The organism is Streptomyces aureocirculatus (assembly GCF_000720475.1).
GTDB lineage: Bacteria > Actinomycetota > Actinomycetes > Streptomycetales > Streptomycetaceae > Streptomyces > Streptomyces aureocirculatus.
Genome location: NZ_JOAP01000022.1, coordinates 151,102 through 172,900, shown reverse-complemented (window position 1 = coordinate 172,900; position 21,799 = coordinate 151,102). Strand labels below are relative to the sequence as shown.

The 21,799-nt window shown below is 71.5% G+C and carries 26 protein-coding genes and 2 pseudogenes; 15 read left to right on the top strand and 13 right to left on the bottom strand.

Annotated features, from left to right (window positions below; genetic code table 11):
* The first annotated feature begins 43 nt into the window (after positions 1 to 43).
* The 3 genes from IG78_RS0121610 (at position 44) to IG78_RS0121600 (ending at position 3,043) form a co-directional block, all read left to right on the top strand.
* Positions 44 to 637, top strand: a complete 594-nt coding sequence (locus IG78_RS0121610) for an MBL fold metallo-hydrolase (RefSeq protein ID WP_030565706.1) — start codon at positions 44 to 46, stop codon at positions 635 to 637.
* 212 nt (positions 638 to 849) lie between these two features.
* Positions 850 to 1,989 carry a hypothetical protein gene (locus IG78_RS0121605; protein ID WP_051852823.1) on the top strand — a complete coding sequence of 380 codons (1,140 nt, stop codon included), beginning with the start codon at positions 850 to 852 and terminating at the stop codon, positions 1,987 to 1,989.
* A gap of 121 nt (positions 1,990 to 2,110) precedes the next feature.
* On the top strand, positions 2,111 to 3,043 hold the full coding sequence (locus IG78_RS0121600; RefSeq protein ID WP_030565702.1) for a LysR family transcriptional regulator: 933 nt from the start codon (positions 2,111 to 2,113) through the stop codon (positions 3,041 to 3,043).
* A gap of 9 nt (positions 3,044 to 3,052) precedes the next feature.
* Here IG78_RS0121600 and IG78_RS0121595 read toward each other — a convergent pair whose 3' ends face one another.
* The 3 genes and pseudogenes from IG78_RS0121595 to IG78_RS46130 form a co-directional block, all read right to left on the bottom strand.
* A complete protein-coding gene (locus IG78_RS0121595) occupies positions 3,053 to 3,847 on the bottom strand; it encodes an SDR family NAD(P)-dependent oxidoreductase (protein ID WP_225882150.1) in 795 nt (264 codons plus the stop codon).
* Positions 3,844 to 4,659, bottom strand: a complete 816-nt coding sequence (locus IG78_RS0121590; RefSeq protein WP_078965327.1) for an oxidoreductase — start codon at positions 4,657 to 4,659, stop codon at positions 3,844 to 3,846. Before IG78_RS0121590 ends, IG78_RS0121595 begins: the two co-directional genes overlap by 4 nt.
* A 227-nt stretch (positions 4,660 to 4,886) precedes the next feature.
* Positions 4,887 to 5,054, bottom strand: a pseudogene (locus IG78_RS46130) (SDR family NAD(P)-dependent oxidoreductase); the annotation flags it as partial.
* 55 nt (positions 5,055 to 5,109) lie between these two features.
* On the opposite strand from IG78_RS46130, the gene IG78_RS0121585 reads away from it, so the two are divergent.
* From IG78_RS0121585 to IG78_RS51525, 4 genes and pseudogenes are all read left to right on the top strand, one after another.
* Positions 5,110 to 5,508, top strand: a complete 399-nt coding sequence (locus IG78_RS0121585) for a VOC family protein (protein ID WP_030565696.1) — start codon at positions 5,110 to 5,112, stop codon at positions 5,506 to 5,508.
* Positions 5,509 to 5,545: 37 nt separating this feature from the next.
* Positions 5,546 to 5,815, top strand: a complete 270-nt coding sequence (locus IG78_RS0121580; RefSeq protein WP_030565694.1) for a DUF6506 family protein — start codon at positions 5,546 to 5,548, stop codon at positions 5,813 to 5,815.
* Positions 5,816 to 6,047: 232 nt separating this feature from the next.
* Positions 6,048 to 6,551: a metallophosphoesterase family protein gene (locus IG78_RS0121575; protein ID WP_030565692.1), complete on the top strand. Its 504-nt coding sequence runs from the start codon at positions 6,048 to 6,050 to the stop codon at positions 6,549 to 6,551.
* Between the two features lie 9 nt (positions 6,552 to 6,560).
* A pseudogene (locus IG78_RS51525) lies at positions 6,561 to 6,689 on the top strand (transcriptional regulator); the annotation flags it as partial.
* Here IG78_RS51525 and IG78_RS0121570 read toward each other — a convergent pair.
* Positions 6,664 to 6,933 carry a hypothetical protein gene (locus tag IG78_RS0121570; RefSeq protein WP_030565690.1) on the bottom strand — a complete coding sequence of 90 codons (270 nt, stop codon included), beginning with the start codon at positions 6,931 to 6,933 and terminating at the stop codon, positions 6,664 to 6,666. The pseudogene IG78_RS51525 and the gene IG78_RS0121570 overlap by 26 nt on opposite strands.
* Positions 6,934 to 7,296: 363 nt before the next feature.
* Here IG78_RS0121570 and IG78_RS0121565 point away from each other — a divergent pair, with 363 nt between their 5' ends.
* Complete coding sequence (locus IG78_RS0121565) at positions 7,297 to 7,539, top strand: DUF6411 family protein (RefSeq protein WP_030565688.1); 243 nt, start codon at positions 7,297 to 7,299, stop codon at positions 7,537 to 7,539.
* A 406-nt stretch (positions 7,540 to 7,945) separates the two neighbouring features.
* The gene (locus IG78_RS0121560; RefSeq protein ID WP_078965326.1) at positions 7,946 to 8,605 is read left to right on the top strand and encodes an alpha/beta fold hydrolase; all 660 of its coding nucleotides are present in this window, start codon (positions 7,946 to 7,948) and stop codon (positions 8,603 to 8,605) included.
* Positions 8,606 to 8,746: 141 nt separating this feature from the next.
* Here the strand turns inward: IG78_RS0121560 and IG78_RS0121555 are convergent, their stop codons facing one another.
* Positions 8,747 to 9,427: a hypothetical protein gene (locus IG78_RS0121555; protein ID WP_030565684.1), complete on the bottom strand. Its 681-nt coding sequence runs from the start codon at positions 9,425 to 9,427 to the stop codon at positions 8,747 to 8,749.
* A 128-nt stretch (positions 9,428 to 9,555) separates the two neighbouring features.
* Between IG78_RS0121555 and IG78_RS0121550 the strand changes: the two genes are divergently transcribed.
* The 3 genes from IG78_RS0121550 (at position 9,556) to IG78_RS0121540 (ending at position 10,951) form a co-directional block, all read left to right on the top strand.
* Positions 9,556 to 9,987 carry an Hsp20/alpha crystallin family protein gene (locus tag IG78_RS0121550; RefSeq protein ID WP_030565682.1) on the top strand — a complete coding sequence of 144 codons (432 nt, stop codon included), beginning with the start codon at positions 9,556 to 9,558 and terminating at the stop codon, positions 9,985 to 9,987.
* Between the two features lie 192 nt (positions 9,988 to 10,179).
* Positions 10,180 to 10,614 (top strand): DUF2267 domain-containing protein, encoded by a 435-nt coding sequence (locus tag IG78_RS0121545; RefSeq protein WP_030565680.1) that lies wholly within the window; start codon positions 10,180 to 10,182, stop codon positions 10,612 to 10,614.
* 109 nt (positions 10,615 to 10,723) lie between these two features.
* Positions 10,724 to 10,951: a DUF5133 domain-containing protein gene (locus IG78_RS0121540; RefSeq protein ID WP_030565674.1), complete on the top strand. Its 228-nt coding sequence runs from the start codon at positions 10,724 to 10,726 to the stop codon at positions 10,949 to 10,951.
* A 91-nt stretch (positions 10,952 to 11,042) separates the two neighbouring features.
* On the opposite strand, the gene IG78_RS0121535 is transcribed toward IG78_RS0121540, so the two are convergent.
* Positions 11,043 to 11,462 (bottom strand): ATP-binding protein, encoded by a 420-nt coding sequence (locus IG78_RS0121535; RefSeq protein WP_030565672.1) that lies wholly within the window; start codon positions 11,460 to 11,462, stop codon positions 11,043 to 11,045.
* A 256-nt stretch (positions 11,463 to 11,718) separates the two neighbouring features.
* Between IG78_RS0121535 and IG78_RS0121530 the strand changes: the two genes are divergently transcribed.
* A complete protein-coding gene (locus IG78_RS0121530) occupies positions 11,719 to 13,125 on the top strand; it encodes an APC family permease (protein WP_051852821.1) in 1,407 nt (468 codons plus the stop codon).
* Positions 13,126 to 13,167: 42 nt separating this feature from the next.
* On the opposite strand, the gene IG78_RS0121525 is transcribed toward IG78_RS0121530, so the two are convergent.
* The 3 genes from IG78_RS0121525 to IG78_RS0121515 all read right to left on the bottom strand — a co-directional run bounded on the left by IG78_RS0121525 (position 13,168) and on the right by IG78_RS0121515 (position 16,135).
* Positions 13,168 to 13,485, bottom strand: coding sequence for a MerR family transcriptional regulator (locus IG78_RS0121525; protein WP_030565669.1), 318 nt, complete (start codon positions 13,483 to 13,485; stop codon positions 13,168 to 13,170).
* A gap of 845 nt (positions 13,486 to 14,330) precedes the next feature.
* On the bottom strand, positions 14,331 to 14,924 hold the full coding sequence (locus IG78_RS0121520) for a hemerythrin domain-containing protein (protein ID WP_030565667.1): 594 nt from the start codon (positions 14,922 to 14,924) through the stop codon (positions 14,331 to 14,333).
* A gap of 11 nt (positions 14,925 to 14,935) precedes the next feature.
* Positions 14,936 to 16,135 (bottom strand): hypothetical protein, encoded by a 1,200-nt coding sequence (locus IG78_RS0121515; protein WP_030565665.1) that lies wholly within the window; start codon positions 16,133 to 16,135, stop codon positions 14,936 to 14,938.
* A 336-nt stretch (positions 16,136 to 16,471) separates the two neighbouring features.
* On the opposite strand from IG78_RS0121515, the gene IG78_RS0121510 reads away from it, so the two are divergent.
* The gene (locus tag IG78_RS0121510; protein ID WP_030565664.1) at positions 16,472 to 16,984 is read left to right on the top strand and encodes a DUF1360 domain-containing protein; all 513 of its coding nucleotides are present in this window, start codon (positions 16,472 to 16,474) and stop codon (positions 16,982 to 16,984) included.
* A 26-nt stretch (positions 16,985 to 17,010) separates the two neighbouring features.
* On the opposite strand, the gene ctaD is transcribed toward IG78_RS0121510, so the two are convergent.
* Together ctaD and IG78_RS51520 are read right to left on the bottom strand one after the other, a co-directional pair.
* Positions 17,011 to 18,744, bottom strand: coding sequence for an aa3-type cytochrome oxidase subunit I (gene ctaD, locus IG78_RS0121505; RefSeq protein WP_030565663.1), 1,734 nt, complete (start codon positions 18,742 to 18,744; stop codon positions 17,011 to 17,013).
* Between the two features lie 184 nt (positions 18,745 to 18,928).
* On the bottom strand, positions 18,929 to 19,375 hold the full coding sequence (locus IG78_RS51520) for a hypothetical protein (RefSeq protein WP_249926125.1): 447 nt from the start codon (positions 19,373 to 19,375) through the stop codon (positions 18,929 to 18,931).
* A gap of 637 nt (positions 19,376 to 20,012) precedes the next feature.
* Between IG78_RS51520 and IG78_RS52180 the strand changes: the two genes are divergently transcribed.
* Positions 20,013 to 20,141 carry an LPFR motif small protein gene (locus IG78_RS52180; RefSeq protein ID WP_263972726.1) on the top strand — a complete coding sequence of 43 codons (129 nt, stop codon included), beginning with the start codon at positions 20,013 to 20,015 and terminating at the stop codon, positions 20,139 to 20,141.
* Positions 20,142 to 20,240: 99 nt separating this feature from the next.
* Here the strand turns inward: IG78_RS52180 and IG78_RS0121490 are convergent, their stop codons facing one another.
* Positions 20,241 to 20,573, bottom strand: a complete 333-nt coding sequence (locus IG78_RS0121490) for a hypothetical protein (RefSeq protein ID WP_159398259.1) — start codon at positions 20,571 to 20,573, stop codon at positions 20,241 to 20,243.
* A 399-nt stretch (positions 20,574 to 20,972) separates the two neighbouring features.
* Positions 20,973 to 21,773 (bottom strand): helix-turn-helix transcriptional regulator, encoded by an 801-nt coding sequence (locus IG78_RS0121485; RefSeq protein ID WP_030565654.1) that lies wholly within the window; start codon positions 21,771 to 21,773, stop codon positions 20,973 to 20,975.
* Between the last annotated feature and the right edge of the window lie 26 nt (positions 21,774 to 21,799).

Genomic DNA, 21,799 nt, shown 5'->3' with positions numbered 1-21,799 from the left:
TGCCACTCGTGCACGCGGCGGACCGGGCGCAAGGATGACAGCCATGACAGCCGCACAGCTCGGCCGCAGCGCCGCCTACACGATCCTGACCACCGGTTACGTCGGCTCCACCGGCCCCGGAGTCGCCGCCACCGTCTCCTACATCACCGACGGGGGCCGGCACGTGATCTTCGACCCGGGCATGGTGGCAAGCCGCGAGAACATCCTCGCCCCGCTCAGAGAGCTGGGCCTGGGACCCGACGACATCACCGATGTGGTGCTCAGCCACCACCACCCGGACAACACCCTGAACGCGGGCCTGTTCCCCAAGGCCCGCATCCACGACCACCAGGTCGAATACCGCGGCGACCAGTGGCACAACCGCGACGCGGAAGGCTACGAACTCACCCCCTCCCTGCGCCTGATCCGCACCCCGGGCCACAGCACCGAGGACATCACCCTGCTCGCCGGCACCGACACGGGCGTCATCGCCTTCGCCGGTGACCTGTGGTGGCACGCGCAGGGCCCGGCAGAGGACCCGGTGGCCCCCGACCGCGAGGTGCTGCGCGCCTCCCGGCTGCGGGTGCTGGCCACCGCGGATGTGATCGTGCCCGGCCACGGTGCCCCGTTCAAGGGCGACGACACCACCCCACGCTGACCCCCGCACCCGCCGCCAGGGCGGGCGCCGGCACCGGCGGCGGAACGGCAACCGGAACCGCACCTGATCCTCTGAGCGTCTCGGCCCCGGAACACAGTGACGGAAATGGGGCAGATGGAGACGGCGTCGCTCGCGGAGCTGCTGCGGGAGCTCAAGGATCGCTCCGGGCTCAGCGCTTCGCCCGCCTGTGCCGGGCGACACCCCAGGAACTGGTGGAAGCCCACCGGCGATGGATCCTGGCGGACGCGGAGCGGGGACGCAAGACCAAGCCCACCACCACCGCCCCGCCCGGGCCCGCCACTTCCCCCACCCCGCAGCCCACACCCGAACTCGCACCCGCACCCGCACTCGTACCCGAACCGGAACCGGAGGCAGAACCGGAGCCCAAGCCCAAGCCCGAGACCGGGCCCAAGTCCAAGCCCGGGCCCGAGCGCGAGCCGAAGCCTAAACCTGAGCCGAAGCCTGAGACTCGGCAGCAGCAGTCAGGCCCGGACCCGGGCCCGGGCCCGGGCCCGGCGACCGCCTCGCCGCCGCCGTCCTTGTCGCGCCGACGGCGGGCCCTCGTCCTCGCGGCAGCCGCCGCCGTCACCGCGGTCCTCGGGATCGGCACCGCCGTGCTCACCAACCACAACGCGGACGACAGCGCGGACAGCGGCGCGGCCAGCGGCAAACACCGGCACAACGCCGGACCCACCACCTCAGCGGGCAACGGCCAGGGCCCCGCGTCCCGCGGTGCCCAGGGCGAGGACCCCGCCGTGCCGCTGACGGCGCGCACCAGACCGTACGCCTACGACGACGGCTACCTGCAGACCTTCCTGGTGAACCGCTCCGCCGACGAGGTGCCGCAACGGCCCGCGCCGCAGAACGCGCCGGGCTGGGGCGGCGACCTCGGCGCCGTCGCGGCGGGCTCGCAGAACATCGAGGTCACCGTGCAGGGCACGGGCAAGGACACCGTCGTCCTGCGGGGCATGAACGTCCGCGTACAGAGCACCGGCGAGCCGCTGTCCTGGAACAACTTCCGGCTGGGGACCGGCTGCGGCGGCACGGCGCCCCCCAAGTCCTTCGCCGTCGGCCTCGACGACGCGGCGCCGCGCACCAGGCCCCGGGCGGGCCGGCGCGACTTCCCGTACACGGTCAGCGAGAGCGACTCCGAGGTCTTCCGCATCACGGCCGACACGCAACTGCACGACGTGCGGTGGTACCTGGAACTTGAGTGGTCCAGCGGCGCGCGCCACGACGTGCTGCGCGTCGACGACCAGGGCAAGCCGTTGCGCACCAGCGGCGGCAAGGGACGCCCCACCTACAGTTGGTCCGGCCCCCTGAAATGGGTCAGGGAGCAGCAGGACGACTGAACTTCCGCACGGCCCGGCCGGGCCCGCGGGAATCCCCGCCCGCGGCACCGGGTTGTCTACCTTCACCACGATGACAGCGGGGCGGACTGCGGTCCCCCCGCGGGGGAGGGGACCGGAGCCGATGAGCCTGCGCCAGTTCGAGTACGCCCTGGCCGTTGCCGAGGAGGGCTCGGTGACCGCGGCGGCCGAGCGGCTGCGCGTCGCCCAGCCCTCGGTGTCCCAGCAGATCCGCGGCCTGGAACGGGAACTGGGCGTGGTCCTGTTCACCCGCACGCCCACCGGCCTTGTGCCCACCGCGGTCGGCCGCGCCTTCCTGCGCGAGGCGCAGGCCGCGGTGAGCGCGGCGCGGCGGGCGCGGGCGACGGCGCGGGCCGGCGCCGAGGAACTGGTGGGCGAGGTGGCGGTCGCGGTGCAGATGGGCTTCGGCACCCGCCAGTTGCCGGACGCGCTCCGTACGCTGCGCCGCCGCTACCCCCGCCTTGAGGTCACCGTCTTCGAGGAACCGAGCTCCGCCGAGCTGGAGCGGCTGTGCCGCCGGGGCGCGCTGGGCCTGGCCCTGATGGCGGCGTGCGAGCGCAGCCCCGCCGACGCCCACCACCTGGGCGAGGAGGAACTCGTCGTGGTCCTTGCCCCCGGCCACCCCCAGCTCGCCGCGGACCGCGTCGAGCTGCGCGCGCTGCGGGGGGAGCCCTGGGTGCGGTTCGACCGCGACAGCGCCCTGGACGGCGTACTGCTGAACGCGCTGGGGGACAGCGATCCGGCCACCGCCGCCCGCGTGTCCCAGACGGCGACGGCCGTGCGCTGGGCCGCGCACGGCCTGGGGGCGGCACTCGTGACGGCCTCCGCGGTGCCCCCCGGCCACGAGCACCTCACCCGCCCGGTGTCCCCGGCCCTCTCCCAGCCCGTCATCGCCGTACTGCGGCCCGACACGGGCCCGGCGGAAACAGCCCTGCTCCAACTCCTGCGCCAGCAGACCTGGTCCGAGCCCGCCGAGCCCGCCGAGCCCGCCGAGCCCGTCTCGCCCCTTTCCTTGACCCCGGTACCGGTCTCCTGAGGTGTTCCGCTAGACGCCGGTGCCGCCGGAGAAGACGGCGCCCCCGGCGTCGACGTGCAGCGTGGTGCCGGTGATGTAACTGGCACGAGGAGAGGCGAGGAAGCAGATCGCCTCGGCGATCTCCTCCGCCCGGGCCGTCCGCTTCAGCCCCAGCCCCCTGGCCACGCCCTCGTTGCCCTGTTCCCCCCACGCGGCCAGTACACCTTCGGTACGGGTGGGACCGGGCGCGACACTGTTGACCCGGACACCGCCCTCGGCGAACTCCGCCGCCCATGTCTGGGTCAGCGAGGTCAGCGCCGCTTTGGACGCACTGTAGGCCGAGGCACCGGGAAAGCCCTTGAACGCCGAGAGCGAGGTGACGTTGACGATGCTGCCCCCGCCCCGCTCGAGCATGTGCGGCACCAGCGCGGCGACCAGGAAGTAGGCACCGCGCACATTGGTGTCGAAGACCCGTTCGTAGTCCGCCACGCGCTGCTCGACGGTGAGCGAGGTGGGAAAGGCACCCGCGTTGTTGACGAGGATGTCCACCGGACCGCTCTTGACGCCCAGTTCGGCGACCGAGCCCAGGTCGGCCAGATCGGCCGCGACGAACCGGACCACACCGCCCTCCTGCACGGCGTGCACCGCGCTGCGGCCGCGTTCGATGTCGCGGCCGGTGATGACGACTTCGGCACCCGCGCGGGCCAGCAGCCGGGCGGCTGCCAGACCGATACCGGAAGTACCGCCGGTGACCAGCGCGGTCTTCCCCTGCAATTCCCTTTCCGGCTGCTTCACGTAATTCGCCGGATGCTTGACGTGACTCACCGGGGGAATTCACCGCCGTCCACGACGAGGCTGCTCCCGGTCAGCCAGCTCGCCCGCCCGGAGATGAGGAACAGCACCGCGTCGGCGATGTCGTCGGGCAGGCCGTCACGCCCCAGCGGGGGAGCGGTGGTGTCCTGGCCGGGCCCGGAGTTCAGGCGGGCCCACTGCTCACGGGTGGCTTCGCCGCCGGGGGTGGCGGTCCGGCCGGGAGACACGGTGTTGACCCGGACTCCGTAGGGCGCCAGTTCCGCGGCCAGCCCCCGGCTGTAGTTCTCCAGCGCCGCCTTCGCCGTGGTGTAGTGCAGGAACGGCGGTGCCACGGTGGGCACCGCGGCCGAGGAGACGTGCACGATCGCCCCCGAGCGCCGTTCCCGCATCCCCGGGGCCAGCAGCGAGTCAAGGCGTACCGCCGCCAGGAAGTTCAGGTCGAGCGCGTCCAGCCACTCCTCCTCGGGGATGGCCAGAGCACCCTTGTGCGGCTGCGCGCCGCCCGCGTTGTGGACCAGGATGTCCACCCCGCCGAGCACCTTCCGCGCGGCCGCGGCCAGCGCCTCCGCTCCCGCCCGCGTCCGCACGTCGGCCGCCACGAAGGCGGCGCCCTCGGGCACCGTGCCCGTCGCCGACCTGGCGGTGGTGAGCACCTCGGCGCCCGCCTCGAGAAGCTGCCGCACGACGGCCGCCCCGATCCCACGAGAACCACCCGTGACCAGGGCCCGCTTTCCCACAAGCCCTCCCACCCCTGCTCCCGTCCCCGTTCCCGTCCTCGTGCCCGTTCCTGTTCCTGTTTCCGATCCGTTCTCCAACGTGGCCATGCCACCGGTCCTCTCGCTCGCGTAATCGCGTAATCGCCTAATGGTCCGCTCGACGGGAAAAGGGTCGACGTACACAGAGCGCGAATATCCGGAGAGAACAAATCGCGGTGAGCACCTCGTCGAGCGGTTTCACGGTAGGTCCGCGAAAGAACGAGAGGCAAAGACGAAAAGACAGCAGGCGCTATAGGGGATTCCTATGCCGCCCGGCGTACCGGCCCCCGGCGGGGTCCTCCCTTGGCGGCGCAGTACGGGGCGGCGCCCGCCCGCGGCTGATGCTCGTGCATTGAGGTCACATTCACGATCCGGCCGCCGCCGCCCTGCTCGATCATCCGCCGGGCCGCTTTCTGCCCGCACAGGAACGGGCCCACCAGGTCGAGGTCCAGGACCCGGCGCAGGGGCGGGGCGGCCGGAGGGCGGTGTCCCGGTAGCGAAACCGGGCACCCGCACCGCATGGCACCCGCACCACGGTTCACGCTGACCGCAACCACCCTTGATGCCCCCGACGCCCGCGAGCTCGCGCGGTTCTACCAGGACCTGCTCGGCTGGCCGGTGAAGAAGCAGGAACCGGACTGGGTCGAGATCGCACCCCCTGACGGCGGCACCGGGCTGTCCTTCCAGACAGAACCCCTGTTCACGCCCCCGCAGTGGCCTGCCACGCCTTCGCCATCGGCGCAGCAGATGATGATGCACCTGGACATCGAGGTGAACGACATGGCCTCAGCCCTCGCACACGCTCTCAGCCTGGGCGCGACCCTGGCGGACCATCAGCCCCAGGCCGACGTACGCGTCCTGTACGACCCGGCGGGCCACCCGTTCTGCTTCTGGGTGGACACCGGCTCAAGCAGTTGAGCCCACGGTGAGGTGCGGATCACTCACCCTTCCACCCATGGCGCTCACACACTGGGGATTCATCTACACAGCGGCCACGGACACCGGCGCGTGCCGCACGGTCCTTGTGGGGGTGCGGAAGCCCGAGGAGGGCATCGAGGCGGTGCGCCGCCTGGTGGGCGAGGGTGTGCAACTGACCGAACTGTGCGGGGGATTCGGTCCGGTGTGGGCCGGGCGCATCATCGAGGCGATCGAGGGCGCGGTCCCCGTGGGCACGGTCGGCTACGGGCCCGAGGCGGTCGATCAGGTGCACGCCATCTTCTCCTGACCGTGGGGCGGGCCCGGAGTCCACGATGTGCGTCAAGGGCCCGCGGCGCGCGGGCACATGAGGGCATGCGCCAGCACGGCGCGTACGTGAACAGGAGCACAGCGCGTACGTGGACGAGCGCACCGACCGCCGTCCCTCACCCGCCAGGCGGGCCGACCGCGCCGTAGCGCGCCGACCGCGCGGCCCGCGCCGTATCGCGCAGCTCGCGCCGCCCACGTCGTAGCGTGGGGACATGAGGCTCGTACTCACCTCCGACACCCACCTGCCCACCCGGGCCAAACAGCTCCCCGACGCCCTGCTGGAGGCGATCAGCGGCGCGGACGTGGTCGTCCACGCCGGGGACTGGATCGACGAGGCCACGCTCGACCTCTTCCAGGCCCGCGCCCGTGACCTCGTCGCGGTCCACGGCAACAACGACGGGCCCGGCCTGCAGCGGCGGCTGCCCGAGACCGCCCGGCGCGAACTGGCGGGCCTGCGCTTCGGCGTCGTCCACGAGACCGGAGCCGCCAAGGGCCGCGAAACCCGCTGCGAGCGCCGCTTCCCCGACCTGGACGTCCTGGTGTTCGGCCACAGCCACATCCCGTGGGACACCACCACACCGGGCGGCCTGCGCCTGCTCAACCCCGGCTCTCCCACGGACCGCCGCAGGCAGCCCTACTGCACCTACATGAGCGTGGAGGCAGCCGACGGCGCCATCGAGGACGTCACCGTGCACCGGCTGCCTGGCCGGTCCTGACGGAGGGGGGTGGTACGGCGCCCCCCCGCGCGCCTGGACGACCTGGCCGGCCCCGCCCACGGCACGGTCGGCCTGCCCCTGCACGTGGTGTGGTCGGGACTGCGCTCCTTGACTACCTCAGCCGGCCCACGAGCACGGAGACTGCGACATCTTCGGTGAAGTGCTGGTCCGGTGGAAGTGACTGGCGGATGCGCTCCGCGAAGGCCGGCCGAGCGTCCGGTTCGGGCAGCTCATCGGCGGGGATGGCAGAGTAAACCCCGCCGATGAGCTGGTCGAAGAGTGCCTGTCCGATGACTGCCATCGCCAGCGACCGCTGACCCATCAGCTCGCTGAGCGCAGGGACGTCGCTGTCGGCACCGAGGACCCGCGTCGCATTGCGCACGTCGTGTCTCGCGGCTGTGTGAGGCCCGCAAGGCCCGGGCCAGGTACCAGCAGGCCACCCGGGACAAGGAGGCCACCCGGGGCCAGGAGACCGCCCGGGACCAGAAGACCGCCCGGAACCAGCAGGCCACCCATGCGTCGAACCTCTGACGCCGCCGCGTGCGGCCGTAGCGCAACCGGGCCCCGCGCAGGGGGAGCGGTATGCCCCGGGCGGCCGAGACGACACACGCCCCGGCCGCAACACAGGCTCCCGCTGCCGGTGTTGGGTGCCTGCCTGGCGGGGGCGGCCACCGCATGGAGAAGGCGCCACGGGGCACTCGACAGGCACGCCTCACTCTTCGCACCACCTTTCAGGGAGTCTTTCATGGTGATCGTCGGCATCGTCGGGGTCTGCATAGTCCTCGCGGTCCTCGCCTTCTTCGTCCCCCGCCTGTCACGCCACCCCGAACGCGGCACCCAGCGCACCCTGGGAGTCGGCTCGCGCGCGGGCAGCAAGGCTCCCGGAATCCTGGGACGGATCTTCAGCAAGCCCTTCCGCAGCAGCTCCAAGGCGGTGGGCCGCAGCGGCTCGGCCGGCCGGCGCACCCGCGGCCGCATGCCGTTCTGAGCCGCACTGAGCCGCACACCAACTGCCCCACGCTGGCCGCCCGCCCTCCGGGAAAGGCCCGCTCCCGCCCCGGGGCCGACCGAGCCACCGCCCGCTCTTCCCCGGTGTGCCCCAGTTCACATCGATAAGGGGCACTAGCCCGGAACATCCCCGCCCGGTCCGCCGTTCTTCTCTACGTGGCTGCGGAGGGGACAGTGTCCCCGGGCCTCACCTATAGCCCATGGGGACGATCGTTCGGCTGAAGCCCCATGGAGCCTTTCGCCGAGAGGCGACCGCCCTCCGCACGCCACCGCTTGCCGCCCCGGCTGGTCTCCCCCGTCCAGCCGGGGCTCTTTTTGTGCCCGGCGGTCGGCCCGCCGCCGTTGTCTCCGACGTCGACTCCGACGGTGATCCGCCGTTGACAGAAATGGCTGACAGCGACCTTGCCGTCGACGGCGGCACGCTCGCCTACGAGGCGGCGGGCTCCGGCCCGCTGATCGTGCTCGCGCACGGCATGGGCGACAGCCGCACCGCCTGCCGGGCGATGACCGGACCGCTGGTGGCGGCGGGCTACCGGGTCGCCGCGGTCGATCTGCGCGGCTGCGGTCAGTCCAGCGTCGCCTGGCCGGACTTCAGCCGCACCGCCCTCGCCGGCGACCTGCTCGCCCTGATCCGGCACCTGGGCGGCCCGGCCGTGCTCGTCGGCCACTCGATCTCCGGCGGCGCCGCCACCATCGCCGCGGCCCAGGAACCCGCACTGATCACCGCGGTGGTCGAGCCGGCACCGTTCATCCGCAAGCAGTCGCTCCGCCCGGGCGACCTGCGGGTCACCCGTTTCAGGCAGGGCATGCTGCGGCTGCTCGGGGCAGGGGTGTTCGCCAGCGTGCCGCTGTGGCGCTCCTGCCTTCAGGTGGCCTACCCCGGTGTGAAACCGGCCGGCTTCCCCCAGCGGCTCGCCCGCATCGAGGCCCTGCTGCGCGACCACGCCCTGCGCCTGCTGCGCAGCCTCTGCCACGGCTTCGCCACCCTGCAGGCGGCGGGCGGCTTCCAGTGGAGCGCCGACGTCGACGAGAGCTTCGAGTGCTGATCGCCTTCGCCGACCGGGGTCTGCGCGCGAGGTGAGACTGCCGCGTCCGGTTGGGACTGCCGCGTCCGGTGGCCCGGCGGCCGCTTCGGGCCGGGGGCGGGCAGCCAGCCGGACAGCGGCGCCCGGGGGCGGCGGTGCGGTTCAGGGGTGCCCGGTGCCGGCGCGGCGGAGCCGGTCGGCGGCGTGCGTGATGGCCTCCACACGGGCCGCGAGGTCGGGATGGCGGGCCTCAAGGTGGGTGCGGGTGTCGGCGAGAGGAGTGATCAGGCTGGCGGCGTCGTTGTCGGCAAGCGCCCGGGCGAGCCGGGACAGGGGAGTGCGGGCCCGGGCGGAGAGATCGGTCAGGGCGGTCACCTGGCCGGCGAGCTGCCGCAGGTCGGCGGCGTTGGCCTGGGCCCAGGCCGTGAGGGTGCGGTCGGCGGCGCGGCGGTTGCGGGTGTCCTGCACGCGCTGCTCCCCGGTGGTGCCGGGGGCGCCGGGGCGTACGCGCAGATAGCGGCGTTCGGCGGCCTGCCGGCTGGCGACGCCCAGGGGATGGGCGAGGTCGGCCCAGCTCGAGCCCGCCGCCCGGGCTGCCTCGATGAGGCCGGGCTCCCACCCGGCGAGTTGTTCACGCAGTTCGCGCAGCATCAGCAGGGCGGCAAGGGCTTGTTCGGAGCTGGTCTGCTCGCCCTCGGGCGGCGGTGACTCCTGCGGATTCTGGGCGGTGCGGACGGCTTCACCGATCGTGTCCAGTGCCGCCGCGGCCGCGAGGAAGGAGGCGGGGCCAGGGGCGGGGGAGGAAGCGCCAGGAGTACCGGGCGGGGGAGGGGATGCGTTCATGGGGACCACTCTCACAAGCGTCATCGTCCGGACGACATGTCGGTTGTCATCGTTTGGATGACATGCTACAACGGTGACAGACGAAGCGCATTGGCAGTTCCTGCCAGACCTGTGGAGGTGTTTTCGCGATGTTGATGCGCACTGACCCGTTCCGCGAACTCGACCGGCTCGCGCAGCAACTGACCGGTGTGGCCGGCACCTGGTCCAGGCCCTCGGCCATGCCGATGGACGCCTACCGCGAGGGCGAGGAGTACGTGATCGCCCTCGACCTGCCCGGCGTCGCCAGGGACGCGATCGAGATCGATGTCGAGCGGAACATGCTCACCGTCAAGGCCGAGCGCCGCCCGGTGGCGAAGTCCGAAGACGTCCAGATGGAGCTCTCCGAGCGGCCTCTGGGCGTCTTCTCCCGCCAGTTGGTCCTCGCCGACACCCTGGACACCGAGCGCATCACGGCCGACTACGAAGCGGGCGTGCTCACGCTGCGCATCCCGATCGCCGAGCGCGCCAAGCCCCGCAAGATCGCGATCGGCACGGAGCGCGAGCACAAGCAGATCGGCTGAGAAACGCGAACTCAGGCAGACCGGCTGAGAAACGCGAACCCAGGCAGACCGGCTGAGAAAGCAGATCGGCTGACAAGCCAGAACCCCCGCCACCACCACCCCCGCCCCGGCAGGGGGCCCGGCACCCCCCTGACCGCCCGCCCCCTGCCGGCGAAACCGCCCCCGAAGGCGAGAAAGGCACCACGTTCTCCGATGCTTCCGCTGCGTGAACCGGCTTCCGCCCCCACCGGCACCACGTTTCACCAGATGCTGGAAAAGATCCGGTACGAGGGCGCGTACCCCACCCGCGAGCGGGCCGAGGAGGTCACCCGCGCGGTCCTTGAGGCACTGGGCCGCCAGCTCACCGGCGACGAACGCGTCGACCTCGCCGCCTGCCTCCCCGCCGAGGCCGCCCGCCTCTTCACCAGCCAGATCCCCGACACCCACCAGCTCACCGGCTGGGGCTTCGTCAAGGACCTGGCCGCCCGCACAGGCGGCACACCCGCGACCGCCCGCTGGGACACCGGAGCCGTCCTCACCGTCGTCGGCCACCTGGCAGGCCGCGGCCTCCTGGACCGCATCCTCACCCACCTCCCCTGCGGATACGCCCTGCTCTTCGGCCGCGCGGAGCTCGTGCAGGCCGCATGAGCGGCCACCCTCTGCACCAGGGGAGGAACACCGGTGCATGACGGCCGGGACGCGGGGCACAAGGGTCGATGCATACCCCCTGTGAAAAGCGCTGTGAGGGAGATACCCGATGCTGATGGCACACCCGGTCGTGCTGAGGAACCTGGTCGAGCAGTACGAGACGCTGCGCGCCCTGCACGCCGAAAAGGGCACCGACCAGGCCCGGCAGCGGATGAACGACGTCGCCTACACGCTGTGCGTGTCGACCGGCACCCGTGACATCGACACCGCCCTCATCGCCGCCCGCCACCGCCTGCCCGGGGCGCGCACCAAGGACGACTCCCTGCTCACCGCCTGATCGTCAGCGGCCGCACAAGCCCCCGGGCGGGACTGCCGCCGCGGGGGCTTCGCCGCCTCACCGGCCCACAGCAGAGCGCCGTCGCGGCCCGTCACGCCCCGCCCGGAACATCGGCCAGCGTGATCGCCGCGGTGATGCGCTTGCCCACCGGCTCGCGGTACACCGCGAAGCTCTGGGAGACGGCCATCACGATCTCCAGGCCGTGCTGCCCGACCCGGCGTGGGTCCGCGGGCAGGATCAGGGGGAGGGTGGTGCTGCTGTCCCACACGCTCACCTCGACGGCACCGCCCTGGACCTCCAAGGTCAGCAGACAGGGCCCGGGAGCGTACTTGCGGGCGTTGGTCACCAGCTCGCTGACCACCAGTTGTACGGTGCCCATGGCCCGGCCGGACACGGGAAGACCGTGCACGGCCTGCACATCCGTCAAAAAGTCCCGGGCCAGATCCCGGGCCGCCCCGATGTCCTCGCTGTCCTCGAACGCCGCGGACACCGAGAGGAACTCGTCGACCAGCCACTCCCTTTCGCCATCGGCCGCCGCCACCCGCACGCGGCCCGCCTTGTTTCCCCAGCAGTCCTCTGTCACGCGGGCTCGTATACCCGGAAAACAGCAGGGCAACGGTGACGGGCCGACGCGGTTTCGAGCAATGCCCCCAATGCCGTCAGCCGTCAGCCGTCAGCCGCGGCTTGCCGGTGCCCCGCTCGCCCCGGGGGGCGCCCGAACGGCGGCAACGCCGGTAGCCGCGCCCGCGGCGGGGCACATGTGGCCCATGAACGACACGCACACCCCCCGGCCGCCGTCCGCCGAGGCCGGCCCGGACAGCTCACCGCTGCGCCCGGCCCTCACCACCACACTGCTGTACTTCTTCATCCTCGGGGACGTCCTGGGCGCGGGGGTGTATGTGCTGGTGGGCCAGGTGGCCGCCGAGTCCGGTCCCGCGGTGTGGCTGCCGCTGGCCGTGGCCCTGGGTCTGGCCCTGCTGACCGCGGCCTCCTACGCGGAGCTGGCCACACACTTCCCGCGGGCCGGGGGCGCCTCGCACTACGCGACCTTGGCCTATGGGCCCTTCGTCGGTTTCCTCGCCGGTTTTTGCATGCTGGCGGCCGGGGTGGTGTCGGTGGCGGCGCTGGCGCGGGGCTTCGCCGGGGACTATCTGACCGAGTTCGTCTCCCTGCCCCTGGTACCGGTCGCACTGGTCTTCCTGGCCGGGCTCGCCCTGCTCAACCTGCGCGGCATCAGCGCCTCCACCCGCGCCAACGCCGTCGCCACCGTCATCGAGGTGGGCGGGCTGCTGCTGGTCATCGGCCTCGGCATCTGGATCATGGCGCGCGGCGACGCCGACCTGGGCCGCCTGACCGAGGTCGGCACTCCCGGCAGCGGGCCCGCGGCCGCGGTACTGAGCGGCGCCGTGCTGGCCTACTACTCCTTCGTCGGCTTCGAGACGTCCGTCAACGTCGCCGAGGAGACCCGCGACCCGCGCCGCTCCTACCCCCGCGCCCTGTTCGGCGCGCTGCTCACCGCCGGCGCGGTGTATGTGCTGGTGGGCTGTGTGGCCGCGGCGGCCGTACCGACGCACACACTGGTGCACAGCAGCGGCCCCCTGCTGGAGGTCGTCAAAGCGGCCGGCGCCGTGCCGCCCAGGGTCTTCAGCGTCGTGGCCCTCATCGCCGTCGCCAACGGCGCCCTGCTCACCGGCATCATGACCTCCCGCCTCGCCTTCGGGATGGCCCGCGACGGACTGCTGCCGAGCGCCCTGACCCGCGTCCTGCCGGGGCGCCGCACCCCGTGGGCCGCGATCACCGCCACCACCACGCTCTCCCTGCTCCTGGCCCTGACCGGCAGCGTGGCCACCCTGGCCGCCACCCTGGTGCTCCTGCTCCTGGTCGTCTTCTTCATCGTGAACACCGCCGCGCTGGTACTGCGCCGCAGGCCGGGCGGGCGGGAGCACTTCCGGGCCCCCGCGCCGGTGCCCGCGCTCGGCGCCCTGTCGTGTGTGGTGCTCGCTACGCGGGTCGATCAGGAGGTGTGGCTGCGGGGGCTGATCGTCCTGGCCGCCGGCGCCCTCTTCGCCGCCGTGGCAGCCCGCCACCACCGGTCCGTCCACCGGCCGCTGCCGGACGCGGCACCGGCGGGAGAGCTGTCCCGCGGACCGGGCAGCCGTGGGGGAGGGGAGTGATGAGGGCGGCCCCGGCGCCTGGTCCTGCGCGCCCGGGCCCAGTCACTTCTCGGCGGCGCGGCGGTATGCGGCGTTGAGGCGCTGGGCCTCTTCGAGTTGGTCTTCCAGGATGATGATGCGGCAGGCGGCCTCGACGGGGGTGCCCTGGTCGACGAGTTCCCGGGCGCGGGCCGCGATGCGCAACTGGTAGCGGGAGTAGCGGCGGTGGCCGCCCGCGGAACGGAGCGGAGTGATCAGGCGGGCTTCGCCGATGGCGCGCAGGAAGCCCTGAGTGGTGCCGAGCATGTCGGCGGCCCGGCCCATGGTGTAGGCGGGATAGTCGTCATCGTCGAGACGCCCGTAGGAGTCGTCAGCCGTCATCTGCACCTCTTGGCGGAACACGGAACACGGAACACGGAACGGGGAAAGGGGACGGGGAACGCGTGGAGGGGCCCTGGCGCCATTGGCGCCAGGGCCCCGAAGGAACTGCTACACCATCTGCCGGCCTCAGTACTGCACCGGCCTTCTGTTTCCGCAGACCCGGCCGGAACGCTGCCGGGGATGCGGGGATCGCGGTTGCTTGACCGGAGACCACCTCACTATCGATGTCCTGCGGTACCCGAGCTCAGTCATTCCGCCCGGGCGATCCTGATGGCGCCTTGCTCCTCCGTTTCTTCCCTCTGCAACCGAGCACTTGCACACTGCTGGTACTGCTCTACTGCTGGTACTGCTTTCCTGCGTACTGCTGGTCCGGTGCGCGCGTCCGCAGCCAACGCCTTCACCGAGGTACTGCTCACTGACTTCACTGCGAGTACTGCACTGCTGGGTACTGCACTAGCTGGGTACTGCTCACGGCGGCCCCTGATCACTGCGGGCCACCCGGTGCGGTCGTCAGTCCCGTCGCCGTCCTGCGTCTGCTCTGGCTTCGGAACTCCACCACCGCACCGTCCTGCGTACTGCACAAACTTGTACTGCTGCCCGGCAGTTCGTCTCTGCCGGGCTTCACTGATCTCGGCTACGAGAGAAACCATACCCACGCCACCGCCCAATGTCTACTCCGGCCGACATAGATTTCCACCTGCCTGACAGTGAGGTAATCGGATCCTGCCGGATGGCTTGTGAGGCGCCTGCCCTGCGGCGGCGGCCGTTGCAAGGGGCCCCGCCCCGCAAGGGCGACAGGAACGGCCCCCTGCCGCGGGAACGGCCGGCCCGGCGCCGCCGGTGGGTCAGCCGTCCTTGCCCATGGCCTTGCGTACCGCGTCGCGGGTGCGGTCCATCAGCGCGGCGACGGGCCCCAGCGTCATGTTCGCCGCGCCCGACTCCACGCCCGGATGGGGCCGGGTGGGTGCCATCGCCTCCGCCGCCTTGACCGCCTTGGCCATCGCGGCCAGGTTCGTGACGTCGGTGCTGCGGCGGATGTGGGTGAACTCGTAGCGCTCCTCGGCCCGGGCGTGTTCCTGGACGTCCGTGCGCAGCCGCATCAACTGGGGCATGAACTTCGGGTCACCGGGGTCCAGGTCCTCAAGGGCGGACAGCGTCTCCTTGGCCGCCCTCTCCTCGGCGAGGCGGTCCGCGACGACCTGCTCGCCGCCGGGCAGCGCACGCCGCGAGAAGGGGTGGACCACTTCTTCCTCGGCCGTCTCGTGCACGGCCAGCAGGCGCACCAGGCGGCGGAAGGCGTCGCGGCGCTCCTCGCCGGTGCACGCCTCGACCTCGTCGAAGAGGTTGCGGATGTCACCGTGCTGGCGCATCAGCAAGGACACCACATCCGTGTCCTCGGCGTGGTCGTCGCCCGCCTGCGGGGTGGAGAGTTCGCTCATGGCCGGCTGCCTCACTTCTCCCGCTGGGAGGGGTCGGGGTGCTCGCCCTCGGTCTGCAGGCGGTACTCGCGTCCGAACATCGCGCCGTGTTCGGCCATCACCCGCTCGCTGGGCGGCTGCTCACCGCCGTGGATCTGCTCCTGCATCTGCTCGAACCGCTCGTGCGCCTCACGCACATAACCCGCGCCCAGCGTGGTCAGATCCATCTGGGTGTCCAGCAGCTCGCGCAGATAGCCCTTGTTCGGCTCGAAGGTGAGCACGTTCGGCAGCTCCGGCGCCAGGACCGACTCCGGCTCGCGACCGTCGTGGCGGCGCATCAGGTCGCAGGCGTGGTGCAGGTGCTCCAGCTCCATGTTCAGGTGCAGCTCCCAGATCGCCTTGACCTTCGGGTCGCTCTCCTGCTCCATGAAGGAGTAGTAGAGGTAGCACTCGTTGTACTCGTGGTTGACCAACTGCTCCCACCACGTCTCGCCCGGGTCCACCAGGGACTCGTAGTGGGTGACGTGCTCCTCCTCGATGAGCCCGATCTCCTGGTAGAGCTGGCGGGCGATCGGCTCCATGTAGGTGGGGCCGGTGTTCATGTAGAAGTTCATCGTCTGCTGCTCGGCCGACATGATGGTCAGGGCGTGCAGCTTGGACAGCGGGTTCGTCTCGTCCTTGGCGTAGGGGTCGCGGACGTTGTCGACCGGGTCGCGGTGGTGGAACTTCGTGGGCCGGCCCGGCATGACCTCGGTGAGCCCGTCGACGATCGACTCCGCCTTGCGGTGCTCGATCATCTCGTACAGGTTCGCGTACCGGTACAGATGGTCGAAGTCCTCCAGCACACCGAACTGGTAGGCCTGCTGCAGATAGGGGTCCGGCTCCATCCGTGCCACCCAGGCCGTCAGGTCCACCGCCACCTGCTCGTAGGCGATCGTCGTCTCAAGGACCGACGACACCCCGGGCAGCAGCCAGTTGACCACCTTCTGCTGCTGCGCCTCGATGTAGCGGACCCTGGCAAGCTGCCGCTTGACCTCCGGGTCCACCGTGTTGCGCGCGAGCTGGTGGCTGAACATGATCGCTTCGACCTCGATGCCGTTCATCGTGATGATGCGGCAGCGGGTGTAGGGGTCACAGCGGTCCGGGTCGATCGGCTTGACGTCCAGCTCGCGCCAACTGCGCAGTTGCCGGTCCAGCGGGATGCCCCGCTGCTCCAAAGGGTTGAAGGTCACGATGCTTCTCCTCGATGAGGGCGAGTGGGCGGAGTACCCCCGTAGCCGCGCTCCATGTCCGCCACGTCCACGGGGCACCCGTTCGCCCAACCTCCCGCACGCCCGGCAGGCTCCTTCCGGCACACGCCCGGCCCGCGGCCGGGGACGCACCGGATGGCCCAGACGCAGCCCTGCGGCGGGGACGGCCAGCGGCCCCCTCGTTTTCGTCCGCCCCGAACGGTTACCCGTGCCGCAGGACGGGACCTGCGCCGCGCGCACCGCGCCGCGGCGGTAGCTGCCGCCCCCCGGCAATGGGGAGGCGGCAGTGGTTCACGGCACTTACAGGAAAGGCACCACATGCAACGGGCCAAACAGGTGTTCCGGCGAGCGAGCAGGGCCTACTCCGCAGGTGAGGAACACCGGCTCGGCGGCCACCTGGGAGCCGTGGCCGCGTTCGGCGCGTACACCGCGGCCTGGGGCGCGGCCGTGCGCCTGCGCAGGACGGCGGTCCCGGAGCGCCCCGAGCCCTGGGACCTCCTGCTCGCGGCGACGGCCACCTTCCGGCTCAGCCGGCTGCTCAGCAAGGGCTCGGTCACCAGCCCCCTGCGGGCACCCTTCACCCGCTACGAGTCGGACGGCGGCCCCGCCGAGGTGAGCGAGAACGCGCGCGGCGGGCCTCTCAGGGCGACCGTGGGCGAGCTCGTCACCTGCCCTTTCTGCCTGAGCGTGTGGCTGACCACCACCCTCACCGGCGCCCAGTTGCTGTGGCCGCGGGCCACGCGGACCGTGACGGGCGCCCTGTCCGCGCTGGCGGCCGCCGACGCCATGCAGCTTGGTTACGACTGCCTGGTGCAGAAGAACAGCGAGTAGCGAGGGAGGCCGCCCTCTGGTCCCTGTCAGTCCTTCTCGTCGCCCGGGGCCCTGGTGGAGATCCCGTCGTCGGGCTCGATGGCGTCGCGCCGGCCGGTGGCGCGGGCCTGGTCCTGGGCGCTGATCTCGGGGTGGTGCAGGTCGAAGGCGGGGGACTCGGAGCGGACGCGGGGCAGGGTGGTGAAGTTGTGGCGGGGCGGCGGGCAGGAGGTGGCCCACTCCAGGGAACGGCCGAAACCCCAGGGGTCGTCGACGTCGATCTTCTTGCCGTACTTGGCGGTCTTCCACACGTTGTACAGGAAGGGCAGGGTGGACAGGCCCAGCAGGAAGGCACCCAGGGAGGAGACCGTGTTCAGGGCGGTGAAACCGTCGGCGGCCAGATAGTCGGCGTAGCGGCGGGGCATGCCCTCCGCGCCGAGCCAGTGCTGGACCAGGAACGTGGTGTGGAAGCCGATGAACAGCGTCCAGAAGTGGATCTTCTCCAGGCGTAGGTCGAGCATGGTGCCGGTCATCTTGGGCCACCAGAAGCTGAAGCCGCCGAACATCGCGAACACGATGGTGCCGAACAGGACGTAGTGGAAGTGGGCGACGACGAAGTAGGTGTCGGTGACGTGCCAGTCCAGCGGCGGCGAGCCCAGGATCACCCCGGTCAGACCGCCGAAGAGGAACGTCACCAGGAAGCCGGTCGCCCACAGCATGGGCGGCTCGAAGGACAGTGAGCCCTTCCACATGGTGCCGATCCAGTTGAAGAACTTCACCCCGGTGGGCACGGCGATCAGATAGGTCATGAAGGAGAAGAACGGCAGCAGTACGGCGCCGGTGGCGAACATGTGGTGGGCCCACACGGTGACGGACAGACCCGCGATCGCGATGGTCGCCCCCACGAGCCCCATATAGCCGAAGATCGGTTTGCGGGCGAAGACCGGGATGATCTCGCTGATCACACCGAAGAACGGCAGCGCCAGGATGTAGACCTCGGGATGGCCGAAGAACCAGAACAGGTGCTGCCACAGAATCGCCCCGCCGTTCTCGGCGGCGAAGACCTGGGCGCCGAAGCGCCGGTCGGCCTCCAGGACCAGCAGCGCCGCCGCGAGCACGGGGAAGGCCAGCAGCACCAGGACCGAGGTGAGCAGCACGTTCCAGGTGAAGATCGGCATCCGGAACATCGTCATCCCGGGGGCACGCAGACAGATGATGGTGGTGATGAAGTTGACCGCGCCGAGGATCGTGCCGAACCCCGCGAGCGCCAGACCCATGATCCACAGGTCGCCGCCGATATAGGGGGTGCGCTCCCCGCCGCTGAGCGGGGTGTAGGCGGTCCAGCCGAAGTCGGCGGCGCCCTGCGGGGTGAGGAAGCTGCCGAGCACGATCAGCCCGCCGAAGAGGAACAGCCAGTACGACAGCATGTTCAGCCGGGGGAAGGCCACGTCGGGGGAGCCGATCTGCAACGGCATGATCGCGTTGGCGAAGCCCGCGAAGGTGGGTGTGGCAAACAGCAGCAGCATGATCGTGCCGTGCATGGTGAACGACTGGTTGTACTGCTCGGGGGAGAGCAACTGCAGCCCCGGGCGGGCCAGTTCCGCCCGGATCGCCATGGCGAGAAGCCCGCCGACGAGGAAGAACACGAACGACGTGATCAGGTACAGATGGCCGATCTTCTTGTGATCCGTCGTGGTCAGCCAGCTTACGATCACCGCACCCCTGCTGCGGCCCGCGACCGGGACGGGGGTGACGGACTCGGTCTCCGCGTGTGCGGCCATATGAATTCCCGGTGCGAGTGCAGACAAGGACCGCGGCGAAGTACCCGTGCGCCACGGCCCCAAACGCTACGCTCACACCCCGTCAGCACCCTTGTTCACACAGGCGTTTCGCCCCCACGGGGCCCGAATGCTGCGCGGCCCGCCGACGCGGCCCGGCGATGTGGCCGAACCCCCCGGTCCGGGGTCAGCGGGGCGGGGCGTGGGAGCAGAGCTGTGCGGTGCTGGTGTGGGGCAAACGCATACGGTGCGCCAGGCCGCGGGACATGCGCCGGGTGAGGCGGCTGTGCCAGGTGATGTCGGGGTAGCAGGCGCGCAGATGCGAGACGGCGCGGGTGCCCAGGCCGCTGTCCTTCAGCGGCGCGGCGACGTCGACCTCGGTGATGACGCCGCTCGCGCACTGTTCACACACTTCGTAGGTGAGCCGGCCGACCACGCGGCGGGTGTACACCAGCAGCAGGCTGTGTGCCCGGTCGGCGGGCGCGAGGGAGTGGACGATCCGCACATCGCGGTAGGCGAGGACCCGGCGGTGCAGCCGGCCCCGGCGGCGGCCCGACCGGGCGTGCCGGGGCCTCGTACGCCGCTGGACCACACGTGCGAAAGAGCCCGGCATCCATGCAGGTGTCTCAACCATGGAGGGCGGATACCCCGGGCGCGCAGAGACAACCGCCCGGCTCCCGCCACCGGAGCAGGACGGGGACAGGGGCAGGGACGAGGGCAGGGGTGGGGGCGGGGGCGGCTGCCCGCGCGCACCCGTGATGCCTGTTTGCAAATTTTTCCCGGTGGAGGGGAATGGCTCCGCGTCATGGAGAAACCCGCGTGGACGGGGTTGGGACCACAGCCCCGGAGGGCTCCTCGCCGGCGCCGGCGAGGAGCCCTTCCTGATCCACGTGTGTGCTCTTCGCAAAAAGGTGTGCTGCCGCCCGGACGCGGCCTGCGGCACGCACGGCACAGAACCGGGGCGGCGCCCCGCCCTCTCGACGCTCGTGCAAAAGTCCGGTTGTCAGGGGGTGGCCCATCGCCGGCCTCACCGGCGTACTCCAGCGCTGGCCCGGCTATGCCCCCCGGGCGCGGTGCTGCCGGGGGCATGGCACTGCACGGCACTGCACGGCGTTGCCAGGGCTCGGGGCTGGTGTGCAGGGGCGAATCCGACGGTGACCGGTTCGCCGGCGGCCCTGTTTCACCGGCCGGGCACCGGGCACCTGCCCAGTGATCGGCCGTACAGCGGCGCAGACATTCCGGCGCATTGCGTTGGAGGACGGAGGTCCACCGTGTTCAGGGCAATCGCAGATGTTCTCCGGTCCATCGGCGGGGCCATCGCCACCGTCGTCACCCTGCCGTTCCGGGCGCTGGCCCGGCTGTTCGGCGGCGCCTCCAGCTCTGCCCACGGCCGCCACTGAGCGGTGTACTCGCGGGTTCGCGGCCCGCACCGGCGGGGCCCTTGCCGCCTCCCGCGACGGCAAGGGCCCCGCCGGTGCGGGCCGCCGGGTCACGCCGGGTCAGCCGTCCGCCAGTCGCAGCGTGCTGATGCGGTCCCAGCCGTGGGCGGTGACGCGTTCGCGCAGTTCGAGTTCGGCGGCGGCGCGCACCAGTAGGCGCTGGGGCGGGGTCAGGCGCGTGGCGAGCAGGGCGAGGGTCTCCAGGACGCTGGTGGCCAGGAAGCGGACGCCGGTGAGGTCGACGACGACCTCCTCGGTGCGCTGAGTCTCCTCGGTGAGGGCGACGATCAGGGGCCCTCGGTGCGCGCTGAGGGCTTCGCCGTGCAGACACACGCCGGGGTGGTCGGCCAGGGGGAGCATGAGCAGTCGGTCGTCGGTGAAGAATCCGTGCATCATCATTCCCGGCTGCTGGGGGCGCGCCGGCGGAAAGACGCCGGAGCAGGGGAAAGCACCGAACCGCGGCAATTCTCTACCCGGTGCTGTGTCTCGGGTGCAGGCTCCCGCTGTTATCAGCCGTTGGCGGTAAGGGCCCCAACCCGGGCCCGAGAGATCGCCGGAAGGTCGGCCGCCGCGCTAACAGCAACCCATCGACCACGGACTGCTACCACCCTACTCCCGTACGTGCTCACCCGTCAGGCATATTCCCGATAGGTATATTCCCGGCAGCCTCGCGTGGTGTGAGGGTGACTCCCGGGCTGTGCGGTGCGGGTGGGCGGCGCCGGCAACGGGGGGCCTGGACCGCTCCGTACGGGGAACGCCCGGCACGCGGTCGACGGTTCGCGAAGGGAACTCCTACCGGCTGCCCGCATAGCGCCCCGGTGCCACCCCCACCACCCGTTTGAAGTGCCGGCTCAGGTGTGCCTGGTCGTAGAAGCCGACCGCGGCCGCCACCTCCGCGGGCCTGCGGCCCTGAAGGAGCAGCCGCCGGGCGCGCTCGACCCTGCGGGCCATCAGGTACTGGTGCGGGGCGATACCGAAGGCCGCGCTGAACGCCCGTACCAGATGGGTGGGATGGGCGTGCACCTGCTGGGCGGCCGCCTCCAGGGTCACGCCCTGCGGCAGCCGCTCGTCGAGCAGCTCCCGCAGGCGGTGCGCCACCGTGCGGTCCAACTGCGGGCGGCGGCCCTCCGCGCCGGGCCGGGGCCGCAGATGGCCGCGGAGCCGCTCGCCGACCAGGGCCAGGCGGCTCTCCGCCTCCAGCTCCTCGCCGCGGCGCCCCAGGACCGCGTGCAGTTGCCCGACGCGCCGGCGCAGCAGCGGATCGGCGATGTCGGGGTCGTCCACCGCCGGGCCGATCAGGCTCTCGTCGAGCAGGGGCGCCTCCAGGTACAGCACCCGCTTGCGGAAACCGTGCGCGGTGGCGGGGGAGCCGTTGTGGGGCACCTGCGGCGGCAGCAGCGACACGGTGTCGCGCGGTGTGCCGCGCTCGCGGCGGCCCAGGTCGTAGCGGACCGCGCCGTCGTCGACGATCAGCAGCGTCCACACGTCATGTACATGCATCGGATAGGCGTGCTCGGTGAAGTGCGCGTGGAAGACCTCCACGACGCCCGGGACCTGCGGGCGCCACGCGGAGACCTCCTGCGCCGACGGCATGCAAAGAACGTACAAGACGACGGCCG

Coding starts and splice junctions, on each gene's coding strand:
- IG78_RS0121560 (WP_078965326.1), top strand. CDS start 7,946: ATGGCTGACAGCGACCTTGCCGTCGACGGCGGCACGCTCGCCTACGAG.
- IG78_RS0121540 (WP_030565674.1), top strand. CDS start 10,724: ATGCTGATGGCACACCCGGTCGTGCTGAGGAACCTGGTCGAGCAGTAC.
- IG78_RS0121590 (WP_078965327.1), bottom strand. CDS start 4,659: ATGGCCACGTTGGAGAACGGATCGGAAACAGGAACAGGAACGGGCACG.
- IG78_RS51520 (WP_249926125.1), bottom strand. CDS start 19,375: ATGGTTGAGACACCTGCATGGATGCCGGGCTCTTTCGCACGTGTGGTC.
- IG78_RS0121550 (WP_030565682.1), top strand. CDS start 9,556: ATGTTGATGCGCACTGACCCGTTCCGCGAACTCGACCGGCTCGCGCAG.
- IG78_RS0121545 (WP_030565680.1), top strand. CDS start 10,180: ATGCTTCCGCTGCGTGAACCGGCTTCCGCCCCCACCGGCACCACGTTT.
- IG78_RS0121565 (WP_030565688.1), top strand. CDS start 7,297: ATGGTGATCGTCGGCATCGTCGGGGTCTGCATAGTCCTCGCGGTCCTC.
- IG78_RS0121525 (WP_030565669.1), bottom strand. CDS start 13,485: ATGACGGCTGACGACTCCTACGGGCGTCTCGACGATGACGACTATCCC.
- IG78_RS0121490 (WP_159398259.1), bottom strand. CDS start 20,573: ATGCACGGATTCTTCACCGACGACCGACTGCTCATGCTCCCCCTGGCC.
- IG78_RS0121575 (WP_030565692.1), top strand. CDS start 6,048: ATGAGGCTCGTACTCACCTCCGACACCCACCTGCCCACCCGGGCCAAA.
- IG78_RS0121600 (WP_030565702.1), top strand. CDS start 2,111: ATGAGCCTGCGCCAGTTCGAGTACGCCCTGGCCGTTGCCGAGGAGGGC.
- IG78_RS0121555 (WP_030565684.1), bottom strand. CDS start 9,427: ATGAACGCATCCCCTCCCCCGCCCGGTACTCCTGGCGCTTCCTCCCCC.
- IG78_RS0121610 (WP_030565706.1), top strand. CDS start 44: ATGACAGCCGCACAGCTCGGCCGCAGCGCCGCCTACACGATCCTGACC.
- IG78_RS0121530 (WP_051852821.1), top strand. CDS start 11,719: ATGAACGACACGCACACCCCCCGGCCGCCGTCCGCCGAGGCCGGCCCG.
- IG78_RS0121585 (WP_030565696.1), top strand. CDS start 5,110: ATGGCACCCGCACCACGGTTCACGCTGACCGCAACCACCCTTGATGCC.
- IG78_RS0121520 (WP_030565667.1), bottom strand. CDS start 14,924: ATGAGCGAACTCTCCACCCCGCAGGCGGGCGACGACCACGCCGAGGAC.
- IG78_RS0121580 (WP_030565694.1), top strand. CDS start 5,546: ATGGCGCTCACACACTGGGGATTCATCTACACAGCGGCCACGGACACC.
- IG78_RS0121510 (WP_030565664.1), top strand. CDS start 16,472: ATGCAACGGGCCAAACAGGTGTTCCGGCGAGCGAGCAGGGCCTACTCC.
- ctaD (WP_030565663.1), bottom strand. CDS start 18,744: ATGGCCGCACACGCGGAGACCGAGTCCGTCACCCCCGTCCCGGTCGCG.
- IG78_RS0121485 (WP_030565654.1), bottom strand. CDS start 21,773: ATGCCGTCGGCGCAGGAGGTCTCCGCGTGGCGCCCGCAGGTCCCGGGC.